Origin of the sequence: Streptomyces broussonetiae (assembly GCF_009796285.1) — a bacterium.
In the GTDB taxonomy this organism is placed as follows: domain Bacteria; phylum Actinomycetota; class Actinomycetes; order Streptomycetales; family Streptomycetaceae; genus Streptomyces; species Streptomyces broussonetiae.
In genome coordinates, this window is the sequence record NZ_CP047020.1 from 7,566,956 (window position 1) to 7,591,569 (window position 24,614).

General features: G+C 71.0%; 21 protein-coding genes and 3 pseudogenes. 16 read left to right on the forward strand and 8 right to left on the reverse strand.

Translation table 11 applies throughout. The features are described from left to right. Positions 1 to 105: 105 nt before the first annotated feature. Positions 106 to 942 (reverse strand): aldo/keto reductase, encoded by an 837-nt coding sequence (locus GQF42_RS34765; protein ID WP_158926605.1) that lies wholly within the window; start codon positions 940 to 942, stop codon positions 106 to 108. Between the two features lie 316 nt (positions 943 to 1,258). Between GQF42_RS34765 and GQF42_RS34770 the strand changes: the two genes are divergently transcribed. The 9 genes from GQF42_RS34770 to GQF42_RS34810 all read left to right on the forward strand — a co-directional run bounded on the left by GQF42_RS34770 (position 1,259) and on the right by GQF42_RS34810 (position 11,938). Beyond that, positions 1,259 to 1,426, forward strand: coding sequence for a pyrroloquinoline quinone precursor peptide PqqA (locus tag GQF42_RS34770; RefSeq protein ID WP_158926607.1), 168 nt, complete (start codon positions 1,259 to 1,261; stop codon positions 1,424 to 1,426). Next, positions 1,423 to 2,148 carry a pyrroloquinoline-quinone synthase PqqC gene (gene pqqC, locus GQF42_RS34775; protein ID WP_158926609.1) on the forward strand — a complete coding sequence of 242 codons (726 nt, stop codon included), beginning with the start codon at positions 1,423 to 1,425 and terminating at the stop codon, positions 2,146 to 2,148. The genes GQF42_RS34770 and pqqC overlap by 4 nt, the downstream gene beginning before the upstream one ends. Beyond that, the gene (gene pqqD / locus GQF42_RS34780; RefSeq protein ID WP_233273557.1) at positions 2,145 to 2,426 is read left to right on the forward strand and encodes a pyrroloquinoline quinone biosynthesis peptide chaperone PqqD; all 282 of its coding nucleotides are present in this window, start codon (positions 2,145 to 2,147) and stop codon (positions 2,424 to 2,426) included. Before pqqC ends, pqqD begins: the two co-directional genes overlap by 4 nt. Next, entirely contained in the window at positions 2,423 to 3,499 is a 1,077-nt protein-coding gene (gene pqqE, locus GQF42_RS34785; protein WP_158926613.1) for a pyrroloquinoline quinone biosynthesis protein PqqE, read from the forward strand. Before pqqD ends, pqqE begins: the two co-directional genes overlap by 4 nt. A 172-nt stretch (positions 3,500 to 3,671) precedes the next feature. After that, positions 3,672 to 4,871 (forward strand): glycoside hydrolase family 88/105 protein, encoded by a 1,200-nt coding sequence (locus GQF42_RS34790; RefSeq protein ID WP_158926616.1) that lies wholly within the window; start codon positions 3,672 to 3,674, stop codon positions 4,869 to 4,871. Continuing rightward, the gene (locus GQF42_RS47775; RefSeq protein WP_407699509.1) at positions 4,868 to 5,152 is read left to right on the forward strand and encodes a hypothetical protein; all 285 of its coding nucleotides are present in this window, start codon (positions 4,868 to 4,870) and stop codon (positions 5,150 to 5,152) included. The genes GQF42_RS34790 and GQF42_RS47775 overlap by 4 nt, the downstream gene beginning before the upstream one ends. A 12-nt stretch (positions 5,153 to 5,164) precedes the next feature. Continuing rightward, the gene (locus GQF42_RS34800) at positions 5,165 to 8,416 is read left to right on the forward strand and encodes a glycosyl hydrolase family 28 protein (RefSeq protein ID WP_233273558.1); all 3,252 of its coding nucleotides are present in this window, start codon (positions 5,165 to 5,167) and stop codon (positions 8,414 to 8,416) included. After that, positions 8,413 to 9,780 (forward strand): glycoside hydrolase family 27 protein, encoded by a 1,368-nt coding sequence (locus GQF42_RS34805; RefSeq protein WP_158926618.1) that lies wholly within the window; start codon positions 8,413 to 8,415, stop codon positions 9,778 to 9,780. Before GQF42_RS34800 ends, GQF42_RS34805 begins: the two co-directional genes overlap by 4 nt. A 127-nt stretch (positions 9,781 to 9,907) precedes the next feature. Continuing rightward, entirely contained in the window at positions 9,908 to 11,938 is a 2,031-nt protein-coding gene (locus GQF42_RS34810; RefSeq protein ID WP_158926620.1) for a PQQ-dependent sugar dehydrogenase, read from the forward strand. Positions 11,939 to 11,973: 35 nt separating this feature from the next. Here the strand turns inward: GQF42_RS34810 and GQF42_RS34815 are convergent, their stop codons facing one another. Then, positions 11,974 to 13,800, reverse strand: a complete 1,827-nt coding sequence (locus GQF42_RS34815) for an AMP-dependent synthetase/ligase (protein ID WP_158926622.1) — start codon at positions 13,798 to 13,800, stop codon at positions 11,974 to 11,976. Between the two features lie 644 nt (positions 13,801 to 14,444). After that, positions 14,445 to 15,314 (reverse strand): LysR substrate-binding domain-containing protein, encoded by an 870-nt coding sequence (locus tag GQF42_RS34820; RefSeq protein WP_158926624.1) that lies wholly within the window; start codon positions 15,312 to 15,314, stop codon positions 14,445 to 14,447. Between the two features lie 222 nt (positions 15,315 to 15,536). Here GQF42_RS34820 and GQF42_RS34825 point away from each other — a divergent pair, with 222 nt between their 5' ends. Then, positions 15,537 to 16,553, forward strand: a complete 1,017-nt coding sequence (locus GQF42_RS34825) for a bile acid:sodium symporter family protein (protein WP_199273128.1) — start codon at positions 15,537 to 15,539, stop codon at positions 16,551 to 16,553. Here GQF42_RS34825 and GQF42_RS34830 read toward each other — a convergent pair. Together GQF42_RS34830 and GQF42_RS34835 are read right to left on the reverse strand one after the other, a co-directional pair. Beyond that, positions 16,503 to 18,379: pseudogene (locus tag GQF42_RS34830) on the reverse strand (exo-alpha-sialidase). The gene GQF42_RS34825 and the pseudogene GQF42_RS34830 sit on opposite strands and share 51 nt — an antisense overlap. A gap of 151 nt (positions 18,380 to 18,530) precedes the next feature. Then, positions 18,531 to 19,448: a quinone oxidoreductase family protein gene (locus GQF42_RS34835; protein WP_158926626.1), complete on the reverse strand. Its 918-nt coding sequence runs from the start codon at positions 19,446 to 19,448 to the stop codon at positions 18,531 to 18,533. 144 nt (positions 19,449 to 19,592) lie between these two features. Here GQF42_RS34835 and GQF42_RS34840 point away from each other — a divergent pair, with 144 nt between their 5' ends. Beyond that, positions 19,593 to 20,033, forward strand: coding sequence for a MarR family winged helix-turn-helix transcriptional regulator (locus GQF42_RS34840; RefSeq protein WP_158926628.1), 441 nt, complete (start codon positions 19,593 to 19,595; stop codon positions 20,031 to 20,033). A 19-nt stretch (positions 20,034 to 20,052) separates the two neighbouring features. Next, entirely contained in the window at positions 20,053 to 20,580 is a 528-nt protein-coding gene (locus tag GQF42_RS34845; protein WP_199272900.1) for an isochorismatase family protein, read from the forward strand. Here GQF42_RS34845 and GQF42_RS46220 read toward each other — a convergent pair. Next, positions 20,486 to 20,998: an SDR family oxidoreductase gene (locus tag GQF42_RS46220; protein ID WP_325100373.1), complete on the reverse strand. Its 513-nt coding sequence runs from the start codon at positions 20,996 to 20,998 to the stop codon at positions 20,486 to 20,488. The genes GQF42_RS34845 and GQF42_RS46220 overlap by 95 nt on opposite strands. A gap of 12 nt (positions 20,999 to 21,010) precedes the next feature. Here GQF42_RS46220 and GQF42_RS46225 point away from each other — a divergent pair, with 12 nt between their 5' ends. Further along, complete coding sequence (locus GQF42_RS46225; RefSeq protein ID WP_233273559.1) at positions 21,011 to 21,313, forward strand: LysR family transcriptional regulator; 303 nt, start codon at positions 21,011 to 21,013, stop codon at positions 21,311 to 21,313. Between the two features lie 49 nt (positions 21,314 to 21,362). Then, a pseudogene (locus tag GQF42_RS47355) lies at positions 21,363 to 21,692 on the forward strand (LysR substrate-binding domain-containing protein); the annotation flags it as partial. Between the two features lie 197 nt (positions 21,693 to 21,889). On the opposite strand, the gene fdhD reads toward GQF42_RS47355, so the two are convergent. Beyond that, positions 21,890 to 22,738 carry a formate dehydrogenase accessory sulfurtransferase FdhD gene (gene fdhD, locus GQF42_RS34860; protein ID WP_158926632.1) on the reverse strand — a complete coding sequence of 283 codons (849 nt, stop codon included), beginning with the start codon at positions 22,736 to 22,738 and terminating at the stop codon, positions 21,890 to 21,892. A gap of 7 nt (positions 22,739 to 22,745) precedes the next feature. After that, positions 22,746 to 23,048, reverse strand: a pseudogene (locus GQF42_RS34865) (hypothetical protein); the annotation flags it as partial. Positions 23,049 to 23,134: 86 nt separating this feature from the next. Here GQF42_RS34865 and GQF42_RS34870 point away from each other — a divergent pair. Beyond that, positions 23,135 to 24,469, forward strand: coding sequence for an OFA family MFS transporter (locus GQF42_RS34870; protein WP_158926634.1), 1,335 nt, complete (start codon positions 23,135 to 23,137; stop codon positions 24,467 to 24,469). Next, the gene (locus GQF42_RS47025; protein WP_267906156.1) at positions 24,444 to 24,578 is read left to right on the forward strand and encodes an MFS transporter small subunit; all 135 of its coding nucleotides are present in this window, start codon (positions 24,444 to 24,446) and stop codon (positions 24,576 to 24,578) included. The genes GQF42_RS34870 and GQF42_RS47025 overlap by 26 nt, the downstream gene beginning before the upstream one ends. Positions 24,579 to 24,614: the final 36 nt, after the last annotated feature.

Here is a 24,614-nt window from a genome sequence, read left to right on the forward strand (position 1 = left end):
CGTCCCGCCGGCGGGCGGTACGGGCGGCCGTGGTGTCCGTGGTGCGCGGGTGTGCGCGATGCCGGTCCGGGCCCGGCCCCGGCGTCGCGGCGGGACGCGGTCCGCTCAGCCCAGGTCGAAGGTGGCAGGGTCGGGGCCGATGCGCCGGTCCTCGTTGAGCGCGCTGATCGCCCCGAGGTCCTCCTCGTCCAGGCTGAAGCCGAAGACGTCGATGTTCTCCTTGATCCGGGACGGCGTCACGGACTTGGGGATCACGATGTTGCCGAGCTGGACGTGCCAGCGCAGCACGACCTGGGCCGGGGTACGGCCGTGCTTCTGCGCGATCGCGACGATCGCCGGCACGTCCAGCAGGCCCTTGCCCTGCCCGAGCGGGGACCATGCCTCGGTGGCGATGCCCTGCTCCGCGTGGAACTCGCGGGCGGTGTGCTGCTGCAGATGCGGGTGCAGCTCGATCTGGTTGACCGCCGGGATGACGCTGGTCGCCTCGATCAGCCGTCGCAGGTGCTCGGGGAGGAAGTTGGAGACGCCGATGGCGCGGACCCGCTTGTCGGCGTAGAGCCTCTCGAGCGCCTTGTAGGTGTCGACGTAGGTGCCGCGGGCCGGCAGCGGCCAGTGGATCAGGTACAGGTCGACGTAGTCGAGACCCAGCTTCTCGAGCGACGCGTCGAAGGCGCGCAGCGTGGAGTCGTATCCCTGGTCGCTGTTCCAGAGCTTGGTGGTGACGAAGACATCCTCGCGGGGCAGGCCGGCGGCGGCGATGGCCTTGCCGGTGCCCACTTCGTTGCCGTAGATCGCCGCGGTGTCGATGCTGCGGTACCCGGCCTCCAGGGCCGTGGCGACGGCCCGCTCGGCCTCGTCGTCGGGCACCTGCCAGACGCCGTAGCCCAGCTGGGGCATCTCGATGCCGTTGTTCAGGATGATCGGGGGGACCTTGCTGCTCACGAGCCTTGGATCCTTCGGTTGAAGACAGGTGCTACTCCCATCGTCAACGATCACGATCGGTGTCGCATTCCTGATCGGCGAATCCGGGGCAACTGACCGGCGGATCAGTTCCCAGGGTCGAGATTGGCCGGAAATGCATCCGACGTTTTCGGTCCGGACCATTGACCGTGGAGCGTCGTCCCGCGACTCTGTATCGCGCTACCGGACGTGTCGATGAACCCGGTGCATACATGTGAACCGGCCCTGACCATGGCCGCTGCCTCCTCTCTGGCTCCCTGCTGAGATCCCTCATCCTCAGGAAAGCGAGTGTGCACACATGAACGAGAGCCTTTCTCTGCCTGCCCGTACGGACGACGCCACCCCGAAGACATCGGATGAAAAGGTCTGGCGAAGCCCTGGTTACCGTGTCGTGGAGACCGCGCTGGAGGTGACCGCCTACGCGCTCGCCGACCGCCGTCGGCCCGCGGCGCCCCTGGCCGCATGACCGCCGCGCCAGCGGACCTCGACGGCCGCGCCGCCTGGCCGGCCGCCGAGTTCACCGGCCGGCTGCGCGCCGTCACGGCGCTGCGCTACCACGACCGCCACCCCTTCAACCAGCGCATGCACCGCGGCGAGCTGACCCGCGCCGAACTGCGCCGCTGGATCGCCGCCCGCTTCCACTACCAGCGGCACATCCCCGTCAAGGACGCGCTGATCCTCGCCGGGCTCGACCGGCCCGAGGAACGCCGCGCCTGGCTGCGCCGCATCCACGACCAGGACGGCACCGACGCCGACTCCCGGGAGGGCGGCGGTATCGAACGCTGGCTGCGGCTCGGCGAGGCGGCCGGACTCGCCCGCGCGGACCTTTTGGACACCTCGCGGGTGCCGCCCGGGGTGCGGTTCGCGGTGGAGGCGTACGTCACCTTCTGCCGGCGCCGTCCGGTCCTGGAGGCCGTCGCGGCCTCGCTGACCGAACTGTCCGCCCCGGATCTGATGCGCACCCGCATCGCCGCCTTCGAACGCCACTATCCCTGGATCGACCCGGCGGGTCTCGCCTACTTCCGCGCCCGCGTCACCCAGGGCGCCCGGGACGCCGAACAGGCCCTCGCCCTCGTCCTCGCCCGGGCCCGCACCCGCGAGGAGCAGCAACGGGCCGTCGCCGCACTGGAGTTCAAGTGCGAGGTGCTGTGGGCCCTGCTGGACGCGGTGGACCGGAGCGAGCCGTGACAGCGGCGCCGGCCCCACCGGCCACGACATGGCGGGCCGTCCTGGCCCGGGGCGTGGTGCTGCGCCACGACCGGGTCCGTGGCGCCGACCTGCTGCTGCTTCCGGAGCGGGTCGTGCTGCTCGACGGCAGCGCGGGCGAGGTGCTCCGGCTGTGCGACGGCGTCCGGGACGTGGCCGCCGTCGTCGCCGAGCTGACGGTACGGCACCCCGCGGCACCCGTGGCCGCCGAAGCGGCGGCGTTCCTGGAACGGTTGCGCGAGGAGGGCTGGCTGCGATGACTCCAGCGCCTCCCTGGGCCCTGCTCGCCGAACTCACCCATGCCTGTCCGCTGCGCTGCGGTTACTGCTCCAACCCCGTCGAACTGGTCAGCCGGTCAGCCGAGTTGAGTACCGCACAGCGGTCGGACGTCTTCCGGCAGGCGGGCGCGCTCGGTGTCGTGCACACCCATCTGTCCGGCGGCGAACCGCTCCTGCGGCGCGATCTGCCGGCCCTGGTGGCCGCCGCCGACGGAGCGGGCCTGTACACCCAGCTCGTCACCAGCGGGGTCGGACTCGGCGAGCGGCGGCTGGCCGAGCTGATCCGGGCCGGGCTGCGCAGCGTGCAGCTGTCGGTGCAGCACGCGGACCCCCTGGCCGCCGAACACATCGCGGGCGCACGGTCGTTCACGGCGAAACAACGCGCCGCCCGACTGGTTCGCGCGGCGGGCCTGCCCCTCGGGCTGAACGCCGTGCTGCACCGCGGCAATCTGGACGCCCTCGACGGCCTGATCCGGCTCGCGCTCGACTGGGGTGCCGACCGGATCGAACTCGCCCACACCCAGTACCACGGCTGGGCGGCCCGCAACCGCGCCGCCCTGATGCCCACACCCGCGCAGGTCGGACGCGCCCGCGACCGGGTGGCCCACTGGCGTGAACGGCTCGCGGACACACTGGAGTTGGTGTGGGTCGCGCCGGATCTGGTGGACGCCACCGCGAAACCCTGCATGGGTGGGTGGGGCGCCGTCTCCCTCACGGTCACCCCCGACGGCACGGTGCTGCCCTGCCCGGCCGCCGGTACCCTGCCCGCACTGGACCCGCCCCGTGTGCAGGACCACGAACTGGACTGGATCTGGCGGGAGTCGAAGGCCTTCAACGCCTTCCGCGGCGAGGCCTGGATGCCCGATCCCTGCCGCGGCTGCGCCCTGCGCACCACCGACCACGGCGGCTGCCGCTGCCAGGCCCACGCCCTGACCGGCGACCCCACCCGCACCGACCCGGCCTGCCGGCATGCCCCGGACCACCACCTCGTCCGTGCCTTGGTGCACGACCCCGCCGAACCGCCCGCGTTCGCCTACCGAGAGGGAGGGTCATGAGATGCCGGGGCCTGCGCGCGGCGCCGGCTGCCGCTGCGCTTGTCACCGGGGTCCTGGCGGCGTTCCCCGCCGCCCTGCTCCCGCCTGCCGCTGCCCCGGACCACCACCTCGTCCGTGCCTTGGTGCACGACCCCGCCGAACCGCCCGCGTTCGCCCACCGAGAGGGAGGGTCATGAGACGCCGACGCCTGCGCGCGGCGCTGATCGCCGCCGCGCTTGCCACCGCCACCCTGGCGACACTTCCCGCCGCCCTGCCCCCGGCCGCCGCCGCCCCGGCCGCCGCATCGCGTCCCGGCGCCGCCCGTGACTGGTCCACGGCCGTCGTCGACTCCACCACGGCCCGCTTCACCCCGGCCACCATCGGCGGCTGGTCGTACCCGGTGGGCCTGTACCTCTACGGCCAGTACCTCGTCTACCGGCGCACCCACGACCCGCGCCTGCTGTCCTACATCAAGGCCTACGTCGACCGGTTCGTCGGCAGCGACGGCACGATCGGCCAGTCCTTCGACAGCCTGGACAGCATGCAGGCGGGCCGGCTGCTCGTGATCCTGCACCACGAGACCGGCCAGGACCGCTACGCCCAGGCCGCCCGGAAGATCCGCGACCGTCTGAACAGCTATCCGCGCACCTCCGACGGCGGCTTCTGGCACGCCGACACCAGCAGCCGCGCACACCAGCTGTGGGCGGACGGCGCCTACATGGTGAACCCGTTCCTCGTCGAGTACGGCAGGGAGTTCCACGACAGCGCGTACACCGACGCCGAGGCCGCCCGGCAGCTGTATGTCTACGGCCGCCATCTCCAGGTCGCAAACGGCCTGCTCCGGCACGCCTACGACGAGTCGAAGTCGGCGAGCTGGGCCGATCCGGCCACGGGGCTGGCCCCCGAGCACTGGTGCCGCGCCGTCGGCTGGTACGCCATGGCCCTGACCGACGTCCTGGACGCGATCCCGGCGGACCAGCGGTACCGGCCCCAACTGCTCGGCATGTTCCGCGCGTTGGCGGCGGCGCTGGAGAAGTACCAGGACCCGGCGTCCGGGCGGTGGTTCCAGGTGATCGACAAGGGTGCGCGGCCGGACAACTGGACCGAGACGTCCTGCTCCAGCATGTTCGCCTACGCCCTCGACCGCGGCGCGCAACAGGGCTATCTGGACCCGCACTTCAGGAGTGTCGCCCGGCGTGGCGGGCAGGGCGTGCTGGCCCGGCTCTCGGTCGGTGCGGACGGCCGTACCGACCTCACCGACATCTCCGTCGGCACCAATGTCGGCACGTACGCGTACTACGTCGGCCGCCCCCGGGCCGTCAACGACTTCCACGGGCTCGGGGCCTTCCTGATCATGAACGAGCAGCTGCACGACGATGGAGGGATGGCATGAACGCGTCCAGAAGAGTCGTGCCGGGTCCCCCCGGCGCCGCCTCCTGGCGGCTGAAGTGGTCGCCGTCGGCGCGCACCGACGGGCTCGGTGCCTTCGAGACCGTCGGGGACGACCGCGCCCACTCGCACCCCGCCGGCCATCCGCACATCTGCGCCAGCGGCGACGACTGGCGCTTCACCACCCACACCGCCGACCGGGTGCGCCCCAAGTGGGGCATCCGCAGCTCCCTCGGCGACACCTATCTGCTGCTCACCGACCTGCGCGGCTACCAACTCGCCTAGAGGAGCGGTCCCGTGACATCCCACATCGCCGGACCCGGACGGGCGGCGGCGTTCATCCTGTGCACGCTGGCCGTCGTCCTCGGCCTCGCCCACCCCGCCGCCCTCGCGGCCCCCCACCCCACGGCCTCCCGCCCCACCGCCGGGTACGACGTACGCGACTACGGCGCCAAGGGCGACGGCTCAGCCAACGACACCCCCGCCATCGACAAGGCCGTCACCGCCGCGGCCACGGCCGGCGGCGGCACCGTCCGCTTCCCGCCCGGCACCTACAAGTCCGCCAACACCATCCACATGAAGAGCCATGTGACGCTCCAGCTCGACAAGGGCGCCACGATCCGGGGCTCCTCCGCGCGCACCTACGACCCGCCCGAACCCAACGCCTACGACAAGTACCAGGACTTCGGGCACAGCCACTTCCACGACGCGATGATCTACGGCGACAGGCTGACCGACATCGGCTTCACCGGCGAGGGGGTCATCGACGGCGGCGGCGACCTGATCACCGGCAACCCCCGGTCCGGCCAGGCGGACAAGATCCTGTCGCTGACCCGCTGCGACGGACTCCGCCTCGGCGACGGTCTCACCCTGCGCCGCGGCGGCCACTTCGCCGCCCTGATCAACGGCTGCACGAACGTCGTCTCCGACAGCCTGACGATCGACACCGCGGGCGACCGCGACGGCTGGAACGTCATCTCCACCACCAACGTCACGATCACGGGCGCGCACATCTCCGCCAACGACGACGCCCTGGTCTTCAAGAGCGACTACGCCCTCGGCGCCACACTGCCCAGCGGCCATGTCCGGGTGAGCGATGCGGTGCTGTCGGCGCGCTGCTGCAACGCCCTGATGTTCGGCTCCGAGACCTGCGGGGACTTCTCGGACTACCAGTTCGAGAAGATCCGCATCGAGGGTGCCGACAAGTCCGGCCTCGGCATGGTCTCCATGGACGGCGCGAAGATCTCCGACGTCCACTACCGCGACATCACCATGACGCACGTCCACTCACCGATCATGGAGAAGATCGGCACGCGCGGACGGTGCGGGAACAGTCCGGGTGTCGGATCGATCAGCGACGTGACGTACGACCACATCACCGCCACCGGCAACAGCCCCTCCTTCAGCCCGACCCTCTGGGGCGAGAACGGCCACCGGATCAGCGGGATCACCTTCACGAACGTCGACATCACCGTCCCGGGCGGCAACGGCACCCTGTCCACCGGGGTGCCGGGCAACGACCCGAACGACTACAACCCGAAGAGCATCGGCACCCGGCCGGCGTACGGCTGGTACCTGCACAACGCCGACGACATCCGGTTCACCGACAGCGCAGTGCGCTACGCCGCCGACGACGGCCGCCCCGCCGTCATCGCCAACGCGGCGAGCGGCATCCGGCTGACCCGGTTCACGGCACAGGAGGGGAGCAGATCACCCCACGACATCGGCCTGCAGAACGTCACGGGCTACTGCCTGGCCGACAGCCACACCACCACCGGCGGCGCACTGCGCGTCTCGGCGAGCGGGTCCAGCGAGGACTGCGGTACCCCGGCCCGCCCCCTCGACCTGGAGAACCCCCGCCAGGCCTTCCTGCGCGCCTCCGTCGGCGGCCTCTTCCTGCACTGGGGGCTGCGCACCGCTCCCGCCCACACCAGTTGCACGGCCTGGGAGAAGGACGTCACGAACGGCGGCTGGACACCGCAGTACTGGGTGAACGAAGCCGGAAAGCTGCATACGCAGTACCTCGTACTGGCGACCTTCCACAGCCGGCTCGGCTACGCCCGCCCCTGGCCGTCGAAGATCCCCGGATCCTGCTCCACCAAGCGGGACTTCCTCGGTGAACTGATCAACGCCGCCAAGGCCAAGGGCATGAAGGTCATCCTCTACATGACCGACGACCCCCAGTGGCACGACGACGGCGGCCACGAATGGCTCGACTCGGCCGCCTACTCCGCCTACAAGGGCAAGAACGTCGACCTGACCACCCGCGACGGCTTCGGCGAGTTCTCCTACGACAACTTCTTCGAGGTCATGAACCGCTACCCGGACCTCGGCGGCTTCTGGATCGACAACGACAACGCGTACTGGGAGAGCCACCACCTCTACGAGCAGATCTACCAGAAGCGCCCCAACTACACCCTCAGCAACAACAACGAAGACACGCCGATCATGGACATGATCAGCAATGAGCAGAAGACGGGAATGACGCCCGCATACGACTACCCGCAGGCCGTGTACACCGCCCAGCCCCGCCTGACGGAGGCCGACTTCAAACTGCCGTCGACCGGCGCCTGGTGGTACGACGGCTCCGACCCCACGGTCGACCGCGGACTCACCCTCGGCCGGCTCATCAGCAACGCCGGTTCCTCGGTGAAGGCCCTGATGGCCGAGACCGCTGAGGTCAACGGCCAGTTCCCGCCGAACCAGGCCGCCTTCAACACCTTTGCCGACTCCTACCTCGACCCGATCTGGGAGTCCCTCCACGGCACCGAGGGCGGCGGCTACATGTACGGCGGCCTCGCGCCCGGCGGGTGGAACGACGGCGCCCACGGTGTCACCACCATCGCCAAGGACGACCCCGACCGCCAGTACATCCACGTCCTCACCCCACCGAGCACCTCCACCCTGCGCGTCCGCGACAACGGCTACCGCATCGCCTCCGTCACCAACCTGCGTACCGGCAAACCCGTCTCGTGGTCGCAGTCCGGCGGTGTGCTCACCCTCACCGGCCTCGGCGGCTGGGACCCGTACGACACCGTTCTCAAGGTGATCACCGCCGGCCGCCAGGGCATCGCGACCGGTGTCACGGTGACCGCGAGCGCCTCCGCGAGCGGCCACGCCGCCTCGGCCGCCGGCGACGGCGACCACCTCACCTACTGGGACAACGACAAGACCCTGCCGGTCACCCTCACCTTCGACCTCGGCGCGGCGAAGCAGGTCCGCTACCTCGGACTCAACCAGCGCGAGGACTCCGTCGCCTACGCCCGCTCCGCCACCGAACAGTCGGCGCGGATCAAGGCGTACCAGGTGTTCCTCAGCACCGACGGGACCCACTGGACCAAGGCCGCCACGACCGGCCAACTCCCCAGCACCCGCGGTGTGCAGACCATCGACCTGACCGCCGCCACCGCCCGCTACGTCCGCCTCGAGGCCGACTCCACCTGGGCCGCCGCCACCGACACCACCCGCTACCGGCGGCTGCGGATCGACGAGGCCTGGATCGGCACCTCCTACGCCACGCCCGCCGTACCGGGAGGACGACGCCCATGACCCGGCTCAGGACAGCCACGGCCGCCGCGGCCGGCCTGCTCGTCGCCACCGCGATACCGCTCATGGCCACCCCGCACCGGGCGGCCGCCTCCGACAACGGCCGGGCGGTCCGGCCCGCCATGGGCTGGAGCAGCTGGAGCTATGTGCGCCGGCAGCCCACCGAGGCCGCGATCGAGGCACAGGCCGATGCCCTGGTCTCCTCGGGCCTGGCCCGGCACGGCTTCGTCCAGGTCAACCTCGACGACTTCTGGCAGAAGTGCGACGCAAACGGCTTCCAGGTCGACGGCTACGGCCGCTGGAGCCCCGACCCCGCCAAGTTCCCCGACGGCATCAAGTCCCTCGCCGACCACGTCCACGCCAAGGGCCTGAAGTTCGGCTTCTACGTCACTCCCGGCATCGCGAGGAACGCCGTCCTGAAGAACACCCCGGTCGAGGGCACCACGTACCACGCCAAGGACATCGCGGACACCTCGAAGACCGAGAAGAACTACAACTGCAAGAACATGTACGCCCTCGACTACGCCAGGCCCGGCGCGCAGGAGTTCGTCGACTCCTGGGCCCGGCAGTTCGCCTCGTGGGGCGTGGACTACCTGAAGATCGACGGCGTGGGCGGCCAGGACATCCCCGACGTCCAGGCCTGGGACAAGGCCCTGCGCGCCACTGGCCGGCCCATCACCTTCGCCCTGTCCAACAACCTCCCGATCGACCAGGCCACCACCTGGCGCACGCTCGCCAACAGCTGGCGCACCCAGGGCGACGTCGAGTGCTACTGCGGTCCGGGACCGAGCGGAAGCGGATACCCGCTCACCGACTGGGCCCATGTCGCCCGGCGCTTCGACTCCGCAGCCGCCTGGCAGCCGTACGCCGGCCCCGGCGGCTGGAACGACCTGGACTCGCTGGAGATCGGCAACGGCGACCGGGCCGGCCTCGACGCCGACCAGCGCCGCTCCCAGTTCACGCTGTGGTCGATGGCGGCCGCACCCCTCCTGCTCGGCACCGACCTCACCCGCCTCGACCCGGTCGACCGGGCGATGCTCACCAACGACCGGCTGATCGGCGTGGACCAGGACGGCATCGCCGCGCAACGGGTCGTGAACAGCGGGGCCGGACAGGTCTGGAGCAAGCGCGAGAGCAACGGCGACCGTGTGGTGGCCCTGTTCAACACCGGAACCTCCGGCTCCGCCACGGTCACCGTGGACTGGTCCCGGATCGGTCTCACCGGCTCCGGCGACGTCACCGACCTGTGGTCCGGTGCCCACAAGGGCACGGTCGCCGGCTCCTACAGCGCGGCCCTCCGCCCGGGGGAGACCCGCCTGATCCGGGTGCGACCCGTCGACTCACGTGGGACGGCGGTGGACCGCTGACCGGCGGCAGCGATCGGCCGACGGCCTGGCGCACACGGTCTGCCGACAGCGACGGCGGCGTCCCGCAGCAGCCCTACGACTACCTCGAGGTCTTGGCCCGGTACCCGGGCCGAGGGGAGCAACAGCCATGAAAACCAGCAGAGTTCTGCCCTACGGGCTGGCCGCCGTGCTCGCCCTTCCGCTGGCCGGACTGAGCCAGGGCACCGCACACGCGGCCACCGACTACCAGGCCGAGGACGCGACCATCTCCCAGGGGACCGTCGCCGGCAACCACACCGGCTACACGGGAACCGGTTTCGTCGACTACACCAACGTCAAAGGCTCCTACGTGGAGTTCAGGGTCTCCGCAGCCGCCACGGGCCCCGCCTCGGTCACCCTGCGGTACGCCAACGGCACCGCGGCCGACCGGCCGATGGACCTCTCCGTGAACGGCACCGTCGTGGCGCCGGCCGTCTCCTTCCCGGCCACCGCCGACTGGAACACCTGGGCGGCCAAGGCCGTGAACGTGACGCTGAAGGCGGGCACCAACACGATCCGGGCGACGGCCACCACGGCGAACGGCGGCCCCAACCTGGACCGCATCAGCCTCGCCGCCGTCACCGACACCCAGGCGCCCACCCGCCCCGGTCAGCCCTCCTGCCCGGACATCGGTGAGGACCGCCTGACCCTGGCCTGGGGCGCCTCGACGGACGACACGGGCGTCGCGGCCTACGACCTCTACGAGCACGGCAACAAGATCGGCGAGGCGCCGGGCGACACCACCACGAAGACGCTGACCGGGCTCGCCCCGAACACCACCTACGACCTCACCGTCATCGCCCGCGACGCGGCCGGCAACACCTCGCCCGCCAGCCCGGTCGTCGACTGCACGACGAAGCCCAGCTCCGACACCACACCGCCGACCGCACCGGGTGCCTTGCACACGGCCGACATCACCTCGAACACGGTCGGCCTCACCTGGGGCGCCGCCACCGACGACCGCGGTGTCACCGCGTACGACATCCGCAGCGGCACCACCGTCTACCGGACCGTCACCGGTGGCACCTCGGCCACGCTCACCGGGCTCGCCTGCAACAGCCCCTACTCCCTGGACGTGGTGGCCCGCGACGCGGCCGGGAACGTGTCCCCGCCGAGCAACACCGTCACCTTCACCACCAAGGCCTGCGCCACCGACGGCGGCGTCCCGTCGTCCATCGCCACGCTCTCCACCGGCTGGACCATCCCCTGGGGCACCTACTGGATGCCCGACGGCAAGACCGCCCTCGTCACCGAGCGGGACGACTTCCGGGTCTGGAAGGTCACCAAGGACGGGACGAGGACCCAGGTCGGCACCGTCCCGAACGCCGTCACCACCAACGGCGAGGGCGGCCTGCTCGGCGTCGCCGTCGACCCCGAGTGGGCCACGAACCACTACGTCTACTTCATGCACACCGCCGCCGAGGGCAACCGGGTCGTCCGCATGACCTACGACGGCAGCACCCTCACCGGCTACAAGATCCTGCTCCAGGGCATCAGGAAGAACCGCTATCACAATGGCGGGCGCCTCGCCTTCGGCCCCGACGGCTACCTCTACGTCTCCACCGGCGAGGCCCAGCAGCCCGATCTCGCGCAGGACAAGAACTCCCTCAACGGCAAGATCCTGCGCATGACCACCGACGGCAAGCCGGCGCCCGGCAACCCGTTCGGCAACTACGTCTACTCCCTGGGCCACCGCAACCCGCAGGGCCTCGCCTTCGACCGCAACGGCCGCCTGTGGGAGGCCGAGTTCGGCAACAGCTCCAAGGACGAACTCAACCTCATCAAGCCCGGCGCCAACTACGGCTGGCCGACCTGCGAGGGCACCTGCAGCGTCGCCGGTATGACCAACCCCAAGGCCACCTGGAACGTCTCCGAGGCCTCGCCCAGCGGCATCGCCATCGTCCGCAACGTCATCTACATGGCATCCCTGCGCGGCGAACGCCTGTGGCGCATCCCCGTCAACGGCGACACCGAGAGCGTCGGCACCCCGACCGCGTACTACGTCGGCTCCTACGGCCGGCTGCGCACCGTCACCAAGGTGCCCGGAGCCGACGAACTGTGGCTGTCCACCACCAACTGCGACAACAACGGCGGCGCCGCCGACGGATCCGACCAGATCTTCCGCGTCACGATCAAGTGAGGAGGACGAGGTGACGCAGGCGAACCGACGCCGCGTCAGGTCCCGTAGAGTGCGTCGACCTCGTTGCCGTACGCCTTCTCGATCGCCTTCCGCTTGAGCTTCAACGACGGCGTGAGCAGGCCGTGTTCCTCGGTGAACGGCTGCGCCAGGATCCGGAAGGTACGGATCGACTCGGCCTGGGAGACGAGGGTGTTGGCGGCGACCACCGCCCGCCGCACCTCCGTCTCCAGGTCGGCGTCACGCACCAGCTGGACCGGGGTCATCCTGGGCTTGCCGCGCATCTGCAGCCAGTGCTCCACGGCCTCCTGGTCGAGGGTGACCAGGGCGGCGATGTAGGGCCGGTCGTTGCCGACGACGATGCACTGGTTCACCAGCGGATGCTCGCGGACCCGCTCCTCCAGCACCCCGGGGGAGACACTCTTGCCGCCGGAGGTCACCAGGATCTCCTTCTTGCGGCCGGTGATGGTCAGATAGCCGTCCTCGTCCAGCGAACCGAGGTCCCCGGTGGCCAGCCAGCCCTCGTGCAGGGTCTCGTCGGTGGCCTTGGGATTGTTGAGGTAGCCCTGGAAGACGTTGCCGCCGTGCAGCCAGATCTCCCCGTCGTCGGCTATGTGCACGGTCACGCCCGGAATGGCCTGGCCGACCGTGCCGTAGCGGGTGCGCTCGGGCGGGTTGGCGGTGGCCGCGGCCGTCGACTCGGTCAGGCCGTACCCCTCATAGATCTGCACGCCCGCGCCCGCGAAGAACAGCCCGAGCCGGCGGTCCATCCCCGAACCTCCGGACATCGCGTTGCGGATACGGCCGCCCATCGCCGCGCGGACCTTGGCGTAGACGACCTTGTCGAAGAACTGGTGCTGCATGCGCAGCCCCGCCGACGGGCCGGGCCCGATGCCCCACGCCTTCGCCTCGACGGCCTCCGCGTACTTCACCGCGACGTCGACCGCCTTCTCGAACGGGCCGGATCTGCCGTCCTTCTCCGCCTTGCGACGGGCGGCGTTGAAGACCTTCTCGAAGATGTACGGCACCGCCAGGATGAACGTCGGCCGGAACGCGGCCAGATCCGGCAGCAGGGCGGCGGCGTGCAGCTGCGGCTGGTGCCCGAAACGGACCCGGCCGCGGATCGCGGCGACCTCCACCATCCGCCCGAAGACATGCGCGAGTGGCAGGAACAGCAGCGTGGACGCCTCGTCGTCCTTCTTGGTGTGGAACACCGGTTGCCACCGCTGGATCATCGTGTCCGCCTCGTACATGAAGTTCGCGTGCGAGAGGACACACCCCTTGGGCCTGCCGGTGGTGCCCGAGGTGTAGATGATCGTGGCGACCGAGTCCGGGGTGACGGCCTGCCGGTGCCTGTGCACCACCTCGTCGTCCACGTGCGCGCCGGCGTCGTACAGCTCCTGCACACAGCCCGCGTCCAGCTGCCACAGCTGGCGCAGCTGCGGGAGGCGGCCGATGACGGTGGCGATGGTCATCGCGTGGTCCTCGTGCTCCACGATCGCCGCGGACACCTCGGCGTCGTAGAGCATCCAGAAGCACTGTTCCGCGGAGGAGGTGGGGTAGACGGGCACCACCTGGGCGCCGATCGTCCACAGCGCGAAGTCGAACAGGGTCCACTCGTAGCGGGTGCGGGACATGATCGCGACGCGGTCGCCGAAGCGGATGCCGCGCGCGAGGAGCCCCTTGGCGAGGGCCATGACCTCGTCGCGGAACTCGGCGGCCGTGACGTCCCGCCACTGTCCGGCGGCGTCCTTGCGGCCGAGGGCGATGTGCGCCGGGTCGCTCTGGGCATGCTCGAAGACGACGTCGGCCAGACCGCCCACGGGCGGCGCCGACGCCAACGGCGGGTTGGTGAACTCGCGCAAACCTCGCTCCCCGATCCTCGCTGTTGGTCACGCCCGTGATTCTCGGCACAGCGCGGTGAAAGCTACCCCACGGCGTCACCGGGCGGGAGGGGGTGGTTAACCGTGCAAACCTCACGTTTTTCCCGGGAGGTGGCCGGAAAATGCCCGCACATGGGGAAGGGCCGGACACAATACTGACGGGTCAGTAACTTTCGGTACCGTAATCTCCACCGAATCTGTACGGGCCGATTACCGCCTGCGCCGGCCCGCTCACCGGATACGGCAGCCCGCCCCGCGCACACGAGATACGGGAAGCGGCCACCGGTCGAACGGTGGCCGCTTCCCGTCAGTGGTGTGCCGCCACCGCCCGCTCCGCCACCGCGCCCGGCTCCCGTGGGCTTCGTGGGACGGCCCGCCCGGACGAGGAGCAGCACCAGGGCGGCGGCCGTCCCGGCGAGGCCCGCCACCACGAGCGCGCCGTCGAGGCCCGGGGCGAACGCGGTGCGCAGCGTGTGTTCGGGGATGGCGCCGCGCATCCACAGCGACAGGTGCGGGATCCCGGCGAACGCCACCCCCTTGAACGCGAACGAGCCCGGCATCACCCCGACGGAGGCCGGCGGCAGGCGTCCCGGCGGGTCCGGGCGGGCCGGCGGGCGGGACGCCGTTCAGTCGTCGCGCCGCCGTAGCCGTTCGCCGCCGGCCAGGACGGCCGCGGCCAGTGCGTTCGCGGCGGCGTCGGCCGTGCCCCGGCGGCGGCCGTGCACCAGGACGAAGTCGATTCTGCCGAGGTCGGGCAGGCCCGAGCGGTCCGGGAGACGGAACAGGCCGGGCGGGATCAGGCGCCGGGAGTGGGCCATCACGCCGAGCCCGGCACGGGCCGCCGCGACGAGTCCGTTGAGGCTGCCGCTGGTGCACACGATCCGCCATGCTCGGCCCTCGCTCTCCAGCACCTTGAGCGCACGGGCCCGGGTGATGCCGGGCGGGGGATAGACGATCAGCGGGACGGGCCGGTCGGCGTCCAGGCGCAACCGCTCGGCGCCGATCCACACCAGGTCGTCGCGCCAGACCAGCTGGCCGCTCGGGTCCTCGAGGTGGCGCTTGGCCAGCACCAGGTCCAGTTTTCCGGCGGCCAGCTGCTCGTGCAGGGTGCCGGACAGCTCCACGGTCAGTTCCAGGTCGACCTCGGGGTGGTCGTGGCGGAAGCTCTCCAGGATCTCGGGAAGCCGGGTGAGCACGAAGTCCTCCGAGGCGCCGAACCGCAGCCTGCCGCGCACCCGGGTGCCGGTGAAGAACGCCGTTGCCTGCTCGTGCACCTGCAGGATCCGCCGGGCGAAGCCCAGCATCGCCTCGCCGTCGTCGGTCAGCTCCACCGAATGGGTGTCCCGGCTGAACAGCTGCCGCCCGGCCGCCTCCTCCAGTCGGCGTACATGCTGGCTGACCGTGGACTGGCGCAGCCCCAGCCGGTGGGCGGCCTGTGTGAAGCTCAAAGTCTGGGCCACGGCCAGGAACGTGCGCAGCTGTGTCGGGTCGTACACGGCACCCAGCCTAGCCCGTTATCGCGAATCATGATGGCAGTCAGAGTGGTGTACGGGATTCCCGATCGGCGTGGTGCAGAGGACGATGGAGGGGGCTCCTGCGGGCCCGAAAGCAAGGAGACATCAAGCGACACCTGCCGATCAACCTGCGACAACTGCACACCCTCCGCCGACACACAGAGCAATCGGAGCACCGTGACACGCCTGCGCTGGCCGACCTGGATGCCGATCGACCCGTACATCGTCCTGCTGCTGGGGACCGTGGGTCTTGCCGCACTGCTGCCCGCCCGGGGAACCGCCTCCGACGTGGCCTCGGGGGCGTCGACCGCCGCGATCGCGTTCCTCTTCTTCCTCTACGGCGCCCGGCTGTCCACCCGGGAGGCGCTGGACGGGCTGCGCCACTGGCGGCTCCACGTCACCGTGCTGGCCTGCACGTTCGTGTTCTTCCCGGTCTTCGGGCTGGCTGCGCGCGTCCTGGTGCCGACCGTGCTGACCCAGCCGCTCTACCAGGGCCTGCTGTTCCTGACGCTGGTGCCGTCCACGATCCAGTCGTCCATCGCCTTCACCTCGATCGCCCGCGGCAACGTGCCCGCGGCGATCTGCGCGGGCTCCTTCTCCTCCCTGGCCGGCATACTGATCACCCCGCTGCTGGCGGCGGCCCTCCTCGGCAACAGCGGCGGCGGGTTCTCCGCCGACTCGCTCGTGAAGATCGTGCTGCAGCTGCTGGTGCCGTTCCTCGCCGGGCAGCTGCTGCGGCGCTGGATCGGGGGCTCCATCACCCGGCACAAGAAGATCCTCGGCCTGGTCGACCGCGGCTCCATCCTGCTGGTCGTCTACACCGCCTTCAGCGAGGGCATGAACCAGGGCATCTGGCACCAGGTGAGCCCCGCGCGCCTCGGCTGTCTGCTCGTCGTCGAGGCCGTCCTGCTGGCCCTGATGCTGCTGCTGAGCTGGTACGGAGGCAAGGCACTCGGCTTCGGCCGGGCGGACCGGATCGCCATCCAGTTCGCCGGGTCGAAGAAGTCCCTCGCCTCCGGACTGCCCATGGCCAGTGTCCTGTTCGGCGCCCACGCCTCCCTCGCCGTGCTGCCGCTGATGCTCTTCCACCAGATGCAGCTGATGGTGTGCGCGGTCATCGCCAAGCGCCGCGCCCGCGATCCGGAGGAGGCCGTGGACGCTCCCGGGGCGTCAGCGGCTCACGTGGTCCAGGGGCAGCCACAGGACCGTGTCCTTCGCTGACCGCAGCGCCTTGGGGTCCGACAGTTCCTGGTCGGTGAGCGCCCGGTCCCATACGTGCACCTCCTCGATGGCACCGGTGAAGAAGGCCCGGCTGTCCATGCGCTGACCGATGTGCACGCCGAAGGGGGAGTTACGGCTGACCGAGCCCGGTACGTCGGCCACGGACGACTGCGTACCGTCGACGGACAACATCAGCCGGCCCCCGCCCCGCCGGAGCACCACGTGATGCCACTGGCCGTCGTTGTACGCGGTATCCGTGCGCACGTACGCGGTCTGTGGAGCCGCCGCGCCGTCCCGCACGGTGATCAGGCCCTGGATCCGGTTGTTCGCCGGCTCCCCGCGCAGCCACACCTGGGGCTGTGTGGTGCCGATCCCGCCCATCCACAGCAGCGGCTGCTCGCCGCTGGTGGCCGTGTACCGGAACCACAGGGACGCCGTGAAGTCCTTCGTGCCCAGCGGCAGCCGACTGCTGTACGGCAGGCGTACGGCGTCGTCGGTGCCGTCGAACTGCAGCGCTCCGCCGAACACCCCTGGTGTCACCTTCGCGCCGCCCAGTACCGCGGCCGGGCGGGCGTGCGGGGCGAGGTCGGCGGTGACCGGGTCGGGGCCGCGGCGCGGGGCGAGCCAGTTCTCGGTGAAGCGGGCGAAGCGGATCTCGTCGCGCGCGTCCAGCGCGCCGCCCTCGTAGATCAGGCCCACCGTGCCCCCGGCGACCTGGACCAGGTCGGAGTAGCCGGACCAGTCCGTGGTGACGACCGTGCCGCGGTCCACGCTGTCCCAGGTGCGGCCGCCGTTGTAGGAGGAGCGGATCATCATCGTGCGGCGCCGGTCGGGGTCGGCGGGGCAGGCGAGCAGCAGCCGGCCGCCGAGCCGCAGCAGGGACCCTGCACCATCGGGGCGTACAGGTCCGGCAGGTCGTGGAAGGGCGCGGTGAAGCTGGAGCCGCCGTCGCGGCTGATCGCCTGGGTGCGGTGACCGAGGTCGGTGCCGTCCTGCTCCCGGCCGCTGACCAGGATCGATCCGTCCTCGCGCTCGGCGAGGGTCAGTTCGGAGGGCTTCTGCCGGAAGGTGCCGTCCTCGGCGATGGGCCAGGTGTCCTGGGCGCCGATCCGCCAGTGGCCGCCGTGGTCGTCGCTGACGATCAGCGCCGCGTGGTTGGCGGTGATCCGGGTGCCGTCCCAGCTCTCGGCGTTGACCCCGAAGACCAGCCGCCCGGCGTACCGGCCGTGGGTGAGCTGGATGCCGTGCACCGGCCCGGTCGCGTACCAGGAGTTCCAGGCGGAGGGCAGGATCTCCGGGCTCAGATCGCGCGGCGCGGACCAGGTCAGACCGTTGTCGTCGCTGTACTGGAGATGGGGGGTGCGATCGCACGGCACCGAGCAGCTGGCGCTGTCCGTACGGCCCGTGTTGTACGTCTCCGCGAGCCAGACGCGCCCCGTTTCGCGGTCGACGATCGGCGCCGGGTTCCCGTGGGTGTCGCCGCCTCCCTTGTTGACCACCTGCAGCGGGCCCCAGGTGCGTCCGCCGTCGGTGGAGCGCTTGAGCACGATGTCGATGTCGGCGGCGTCACCGCAGTTGAGGACCCGTCCTTCGGCGAACGCCAGCAGCGTGCCGTCGGCGGCCCTGACGATCGTCGGGATCCGGAAGCAGGCGTAGCCGGGATCCTGGGACGCCTTGAACAGGATCTGCTGCTCGAACTCGGGTGTGTTCATGGAGGATTGGGCGTGTGCCGGATGGGGTGAGGCCAGTGGCACCAGGAGCAGTGCCGCGGTGGTGACAGCGGGGGCGAGTACGGATCTGAGACGGGCGCGAAGACCTGACGGCATGGTACGACCTGCCCTTCGTCGGCCGGACATCTGGACATGTGGACATCCCATGTCCAACGTGCGCCCCATCGAAGGTAGTTGGGGGCAGGGCGCCCCACAAGAAGCGTGCAGCACACGGCGTCCGCGAAAGGTCCGAGGCCCGGCGAAGGGCCTACGGCCGCAGGACGACCTTGCCGAGGTTGGCCCGCGCCTCGATCACCTCGTGCGCCTTCGCCGCGTCCTCCAGCGCGAACTCGCCGTGGACGACGGGCTTCACGCTGCCCTCGGCGAACAGCCGCCACAGCTCCTGGCGCCACTGCTCGTACAGCTCCGGCCGGCCGCGTGCGATCAGCGCCATCTGGAAGCCGATCACCGACTTGGCGCCGACCAGCAGGTCGTACGCCTGGACGGTGCCCCCGCCCGAGCTGTAGGCGACCAGGCGGCCGTGCGGGGCGAGAGCGGCGACGGCAGGGGTGAGCAGGTCACCGCCGACCGCGTCCAGGACGCAGTCGACCGGATCTCCCCAACTGGCGTCCGTGTACCGGACGCAGTCGTCCGCGCCCAGCCCGCGCACGAAGTCCGCCTTCGCCGGGTCCGACACCGCTCCCACGACCCGCCCCGCGCCCCGGGACCGCGCCAGCTGCACGGCGAGATGCCCGACACCGCTCGCCGCCGCCGTGACGAGGACCGATTCGCCCGGTGCGGGCCGCGCCGCCTCCAGTGCGCCGTAAGCCACGAGGCCGCTGCGCACCAGTGCGATCGCGTCCACGGCGGTGGCGCCGTCGGGGACCGGAGAGGTCATGGCCTCGTGCAGCACGGCGAAGTCGGCGTAGCCGTGCCCGAAGCACATCCCGGTCACGCGATCGCCCGGCCGGAAGCGGGTCACGCCCTCACCGGCCGCCACCACCTCACCGGCGATCTCGCCGCCCAGTGCGACCGGTTCGGCGGCCTCGGTGACCTTGCGCACCACGGGCAGGGTGACGCCGGCCGCCTCGCAGCGCACCAGCAGCTCCCCGGGGCCGGGCTCGGGGACGGGGACCTCCTCCAGGAACAGCGGGCCGCCGGTGGATTCATAGCGGACGCGACGCATCGGAACCTCCAGTGGCCGGGGGAAAGCCCGGCGCATCAGTCGTGGGGAACGCCCATCGTGGGGAACACCCACGAACTCGTTGGGAGTTCCAACGTTAAGGGAGTTTCATTGGGAAGTCCAATGATTCTCGGATAGGCTGCCGGTATGGCCGCCGAAGCACCCCTGCCCACGATCCGCTCCCTGCCCAGCTGGCTCCTCGGCCGGGCCGCCGCGCGGGGCCGCGCCCTGGTCGCCGACGCGCTTGCGGTCGAGGGCCTGAGGATGTGGCACCACGTGGTCCTCTCCGCCGTCCGTGACCTCCAGCCCGTCGCCCAGGCCGACCTCGGCCGCAGCGTGGGCCTGGACCCCAAGGACCTGGTCGGCGTGCTCAACGACCTGCAGACCGCCGGTCATGTCGTGCGCGCCCCCGACCCCCGGGACCGCCGCAAGAACGCCGTGTCCCTCACCGACGAGGGCGCCCGCCTCCTCGCGCGCTGCGAGAAGGCGGCCCGCGCGGCCAATGACGCACTGCTGGCCCCGCTGTCGGCCGCCGAACGTGATCAGTTCATGGGCCTGTTGATCCGGATTTCCGGCACGGACGGCTGACGGCGGCTAACGTTCCGTCATGACCGCAGCTCCCGTGCTCTCTGCGCAGCGCACCGCCCTGGTCCTCGTCGACCTGATGGAACGTATCGTCGCGCTGCCCCTGGAACCCCGCAAAGGCACCGAAGTGCTCGCCGCCGCCGAGGAGTTGGCGAACACCTTCCGTGCCGCCGCGGCACCCGTCGTGCTCGTGCGCGTCGAACGCGCCTCGGTCGCCGAACAGCCGCCCGGCAGCGCCCTGGTGGCGGGCCTCGGCCGCGCCGGCGACCTGGAGGTGGTCAAGCGCACCATCGGCGCCTTCCAGGACACCGGCCTGCACGAGCAGCTGCGCGAACGCGGTGTCACCACCCTGGTGTTGGGCGGCATCGCCACCAACCTCGGCGTCGAGTCCACCGCCCGCGCCGCCGCCGACCTCGGCTACGACCTCGTCTTCGTGGAGGACGCCATGGCCGCACTCACCGCCGCCGAGCACGAGGCGTCCGTCCGGCTCGACTTCCCCCGGCTGGGGACGGTCGTGTCCGCCGCCGACGTACGCCTCGGCGCCGCCTGACCGCTCGGACCGGCGTCCCGCCCCCGTCCACGACCACCACCGAACCTGTGCTGCAGCCCCCACGCATCAGATACAGGTACGCCTCCGCCACATCCGCCGGCTCGCCGACCCGCCCCACCGGCAGCGACTCGGCGGACGACCGGAACAGCTCCTCCCGGTCCGCCTCCGGCGCCTCCCGCCACAGCTCGGTGCGCACCACCCCGGGCGAGACCACATTGACCCGCACGGGCGCCCCCTCCACCGCCGGCGCCCGGGTCCGCGACTCCATCGCCCCGCACAGCGCCGACACGGCGCTCGAACCCGGCAGTGGCCGCTGCCCCGCCGTCCCTGTGGTCAGCACCACCGACCCTCCCGTGCGGACCGACCCGACGCCGTACTTCACCGCTTCCACTTCGGCCGCGCCGCCGAGCGGCTGCACATCGCTCAGCCGGTGCTCAGCCGCCGGATCCGCGCCCTGGAGAAGGACATGGGTGCCGAGCTGTTCGTACGCGACAGCCGCGGCGTGGCGTTGACCGATGCCGATCGCCAACTCCTCGACGGACGGCAGTTGCTCAGCCTCACCGACGCGGCCCGGCGCCGTGTGCTGCGGGCCCCACGCGGGCCCCGACGGCTCGTCGTCGGCTTCCGGGCCGGTGCGGTCGTCACCCAGGCCCTGCGCGCCTTCGCGGCGGCGCACCCCGACGTCGAGGGCTGCGCCCGCCGGGTCGTGGGGGCACCTCCCGCTCGAGCGTAGTCGAGAGTGGGGGAGGGACGACCAGGAACGACTGCTCCTCGACGGCACCGTGGACGTCGCCTACGTACGACGGCCGATCCATGAGGAGGGACTGGAGCCGCGGCCCCTGTACCGCGAACCCCGTGTGGCGATGCTCCCGGGCGGCCACCGCCTCGCCGGGAAGCAGGAACTGCCGCTCGCCGACCTCGACGGCGAGACCTGGCTGCACTACGCCGGCCCCCGGCCGGGCGACCTGCCGATCCGCACCCTCGAGGAGAAGTTCGAGTGCGTGGCCGCCGGCACCGCCGTCCCGCTCGTCCCGCGTTCGACCGCCGGGCAGTACTCCAGCCCGGACATCAGCTGCGTGCCGGTCACCGACGCCGAACCCGACCAGGTGCTGCCGGCCTGGGCGGCCGGCCGGCACTCACCCCTGGTCACCGCGTTCGTCGACGCCGCGCAGACGCTCGGCTGCGGCGGGGCCCCGCGGCGCAGGAGGCGCGGGGCGCCGGCCGGGGCCCCGCCTCCGTGCCGCGGGGAGGCGTCTCAGCCCTGGGCGGCGTCTCAGCCCTGGGCGGCGTCTCAGCCCTGGGCGGCGTCTCAGCCCTGGGCGGCCGCCTCTTGCAGGGCGATGCGGTCCTCGCCCGCGTACACGTTCATCGAGCTGCCCCGCAGGAAACCCACCAGGGTCAGCCCCGTCTCCGCGGCCAGGTCCACCGCCAGCGACGACGGCGCCGACACGGCGGCCAGCACCGGGATGCCCGCCATCACCGCCTTCTGGGCCAGCTCGAACGAGGCCCGCCCGGAGACCAGCAGGATCGCCCGCGAGAGCGGCAGGGCCCCGTTCTGCAGCGCCCGCCCGACCAGCTTGTCCACCGCGTTGTGCCGGCCGACGTCCTCTCGTACGTCCAGCAGCTCCCCGTCCTCGGAGAACAGGGCCGCGGCGTGCAGGCCCCCCGTCCGGTCGAACACCCGCTGGGCCGCGCGCAGCCGCTCGGGGAGGCTCGACAGCAGCTGAGGGGTGACCCGGACCGGGGGGGTGTCGGCGATCGGGAAACGCGCCGTCGTCCGTACCGCGTCCAGGCTGGCCTTGCCGCACAGACCGCACGAGGAGGACGTGTAGACGTTGCGCTCCAGGGTGAAGTCCGGCAGGGCGAGGCCCGGCGCGGTCTGCACGTCGACCACGTTGTAGGTGTTGGAACCGTCCACGGTCGCCCCCGCGCAGTAGACGATGTTCCGCAGATCGTCCGCGTCGGCCAGCACGCCCTCGCTCACCAGGAAGCCCGCCGCCAGCGCGAAGTCGTCGCCGGGGGTGCGCATGGTGATCGCGAGCGGCTTGCCGTTCAGCCGGATCTCCAGGGGTTCCTCGGCGACGAGTGTGTCCGGCCGGGCCGAGAGCGCCCCGTCGCGGATGCGGAGGACCTTGCGTCGTTCCGTGACTCGTCCCATGTCCTGATCAGCCCCGGTTCTGTACGTGCTGGTAGCCGAAACGGCCCTTGATGCAGAGATTGCCGTGGGTCACCGTGTCGTCGTGCGGCGAGGTGACCTTCACGGTCTCATTGTCCTGCACATGGAGCGTGCGGGTGCAGCCCACGCCGCAGTACGCGCACACCGGGTCCGTCTCGGTCTGGCGGGACTCGTCCCAGGTGCCCGCCGCCCGCATGTCGAACTCCGTACGCGGCGCGAGCGCCCGAATCCTGCCTACGAAATATTGACTACAGTATGGGATTGGGGTGGGACAAGAGTTCGGGCATCGACCGTTCGGCGCATTCTGCGGACCGTTCCTCTTGTGCGATCGATCCATTGGGTTCTCAACTACCTTGTGCGGCCGTACGGTTCGGGGTCATGAGCAGCCCCCCTGTCGCACCCCCGGGCTGGAGCCGCTGGCTCGTCCCGCCCGCCGCCCTCTCCGTCCACCTCTCCATCGGCCAGGCCTACGCCTGGAGCGTGTTCAAACCGCCCCTCGAATCCGCGCTGCACCTCGACGGCACCCAGAGCGCACTGCCCTTCCAGCTCGCGATCGTGATGCTCGGTCTGTCGGCCGCGTTCGGCGGCACCCTCGTCGAACGCAACGGACCCCGCTGGGCCATGACCGTGGCCCTGGTCTGCTTCTCCACCGGCTTCCTCATCTCCGCGCTCGGCGCCGAGACCAAGCAGTACTGGCTGATCGTCCTCGGCTACGGCTTCGTCGGCGGCATCGGCCTCGGTATCGGCTACATCTCGCCGGTGTCCACGCTGATCAAGTGGTTCCCGGACCGGCCGGGCGCGGCCACCGGCATCGCCATCATGGGCTTCGGCGGCGGCGCGCTGATCGCCTCGCCCTGGTCCACTCAGATGCTCGACTCCTTCGGCCGTGACAACGATGGCATCGCCCTGGCCTTCCTCGTGCACGGGCTGGCGTACGCCGTCTTCATGACCCTCGGCGTACTGCTGGTCCGGGTGCCGCGCACCGAGGACCGTGAGAACACGGCGGAGGCGCCGAGCGCCTTCGAGGGAGTGCAGGTCTCCGCGCGCACCGCGGTGCGCACCCCGCAGTTCTGGTGCCTGTGGATCGTGCTCTGCATGAACGTGACCGCGGGCATCGGCATCCTGGAGAAGGCCGCCCCGATGATCACGGACTTCTTCGCCGACAGCTCCACCCCGGTCTCGGCCTCCGCCGCCGCCGGGTTCGTCGCGCTGCTGTCCGCCGCCAACATGGCGGGCCGCATCGGCTGGTCGTCCGCCTCGGACCTTGTCGGACGCAAGAACGTCTACCGCGTCTACCTCGGCGTCGGCGCACTGATGTACCTGCTCATAGCGCTGTTCGGCGACTCCTCCAAGCCGCTGTTCGTGGTCTGCGCCCTGGTGATCCTCTCCTTCTACGGCGGCGGCTTCGCGACCGTACCGGCGTACCTGAAGGACCTGTTCGGCACCTACCAGGTCGGCGCGATCCACGGCCGGCTGCTGACCGCGTGGTCCCTGGCCGGTGTGCTCGGACCGCTGATCGTCAACTGGATCGCCGACCACCAGAAGGGCGCCGGCAAACACGGCTCGGCCCTGTACACCCTGTCCTTCGGCATCATGATCGGACTGCTCGTCGTCGGTTTCGTCGCCAACGAACTGATCCGCCCCGTCCACGCCCGCCACCACATCCCCGCCCCGAGGGAGGCCGTCGATGTCGAACGACAGCAGTCCGCCTAGCCCCGGCCGGCGGTGGCTGATCGCCTTCGCCTGGATCTGGGTGGGGGCGCCCTTCGGCTACGGGGTGTACGAGCTGGTGCAGAAGGCGACACAGCTGTTCAACGGGTGAGTCCCGGGAAAGGCAGGACGTCCGAGGGTCTGCAAG

Bases quoted from the DNA above. Each gene is read 5' to 3' on its own strand.
- GQF42_RS34770 (WP_158926607.1), top strand. From the start codon at position 1,259: ATGAACGAGAGCCTTTCTCTGCCTGCCCGTACGGACGACGCCACCCCG.
- pqqC (WP_158926609.1), top strand. From the start codon at position 1,423: ATGACCGCCGCGCCAGCGGACCTCGACGGCCGCGCCGCCTGGCCGGCC.
- pqqE (WP_158926613.1), top strand. From the start codon at position 2,423: ATGACTCCAGCGCCTCCCTGGGCCCTGCTCGCCGAACTCACCCATGCC.
- GQF42_RS34790 (WP_158926616.1), top strand. From the start codon at position 3,672: ATGAGACGCCGACGCCTGCGCGCGGCGCTGATCGCCGCCGCGCTTGCC.
- GQF42_RS47775 (WP_407699509.1), top strand. From the start codon at position 4,868: ATGAACGCGTCCAGAAGAGTCGTGCCGGGTCCCCCCGGCGCCGCCTCC.
- GQF42_RS34805 (WP_158926618.1), top strand. From the start codon at position 8,413: ATGACCCGGCTCAGGACAGCCACGGCCGCCGCGGCCGGCCTGCTCGTC.
- GQF42_RS34810 (WP_158926620.1), top strand. From the start codon at position 9,908: ATGAAAACCAGCAGAGTTCTGCCCTACGGGCTGGCCGCCGTGCTCGCC.
- GQF42_RS34825 (WP_199273128.1), top strand. From the start codon at position 15,537: ATGCCGATCGACCCGTACATCGTCCTGCTGCTGGGGACCGTGGGTCTT.
- GQF42_RS34835 (WP_158926626.1), bottom strand. From the start codon at position 19,448: ATGCGTCGCGTCCGCTATGAATCCACCGGCGGCCCGCTGTTCCTGGAG.
- GQF42_RS34840 (WP_158926628.1), top strand. From the start codon at position 19,593: ATGGCCGCCGAAGCACCCCTGCCCACGATCCGCTCCCTGCCCAGCTGG.
- GQF42_RS34845 (WP_199272900.1), top strand. From the start codon at position 20,053: ATGACCGCAGCTCCCGTGCTCTCTGCGCAGCGCACCGCCCTGGTCCTC.
- fdhD (WP_158926632.1), bottom strand. From the start codon at position 22,738: ATGGGACGAGTCACGGAACGACGCAAGGTCCTCCGCATCCGCGACGGG.
- GQF42_RS34870 (WP_158926634.1), top strand. From the start codon at position 23,135: ATGAGCAGCCCCCCTGTCGCACCCCCGGGCTGGAGCCGCTGGCTCGTC.
- GQF42_RS47025 (WP_267906156.1), top strand. From the start codon at position 24,444: ATGTCGAACGACAGCAGTCCGCCTAGCCCCGGCCGGCGGTGGCTGATC.